Annotated in this window: 1 protein-coding gene; it reads left to right on the top strand. The window is 68.1% G+C overall.

Features of this window, described 5'->3' with window-relative positions:
* The coding region (locus tag ACFPN9_RS24425) for a methyl-accepting chemotaxis protein (protein ID WP_377817801.1) at positions 1–857 on the top strand (857 nt) is incomplete at both ends.

Below are 857 nucleotides of genomic sequence, written 5' to 3'. Positions count from 1 at the left end.
AGCTACAACCCCATCCTCGACGCCATGGGCGCGCCGGTGAAGGTGGTGAAATACGCCACCGACATCACCGCCTCCAAGGAGAACGAGGAGCAGATGGAGTTCGCCATCGCCGAGGTCGGCACCGTCGTCCAGGCGGCGAAGGACCGAGACCTGACGAAGCGGATCGCGGTCCGGAACCTCAATCCCAAGAATGTCGAACTCTGCGAGGGCGTGAACGAACTCGTCGACACGCTGGCCGGCCTCGTCGGCCAGGTCGCCGTCGCGGCACAGGGCATCGACACGGCCGCCAAGGAAATCTCCATGGGTGCCGACGATCTCTCGAAGCGCACCGAGGAGCAGGCGTCGAGCCTTGAGGAAACGGCGGCGACGACCGAAGAGCTGGCGGCCAGCGTCAAGGCCTCGGCCACCAATGCCCGCAACGCCGCGACGCTGGCCTCGGAGGCGACCACCGCCGCCCAGTCCGGCGGAGACATCGCCGGAGAGGCGGTGCGTGCGATGGCCCGCATCGAGGATGCCTCGCAGAAGATCCAGGCGATCACCCGCGTCATCGATGACATCGCCTTCCAGACCAACCTCCTCGCGCTGAATGCTGCGGTAGAGGCCGCCCGCGCCGGCGAGGCCGGCAAGGGCTTCGCGGTCGTAGCCTCGGAGGTGCGGACTCTCGCCCAGCGCTCCGGCGAGGCCGCCAAGGACATCTCCGCGCTTATCTCCTCCTCGAACGCCGAGGTCGGTGAGGGCGTCAAGCTCGTCCGCAAGGCCGGCGACTCACTGACCGCGATCCTCGAGGCCTCGCGCAAGGTGGCGGCGACCATCGCCGACATCTCCGCGGCCGGCGGGGAACAGGCGAACGGAATCGA

The organism is Allobosea massiliensis, assembly GCF_042655245.1.
GTDB classification, from domain to species: Bacteria; Pseudomonadota; Alphaproteobacteria; order Rhizobiales; family Beijerinckiaceae; genus Allobosea; species Allobosea massiliensis.
Note: the sequence above shows the minus strand (reverse complement) of the source record. Positions and strands in the feature narration are given on the sequence as shown.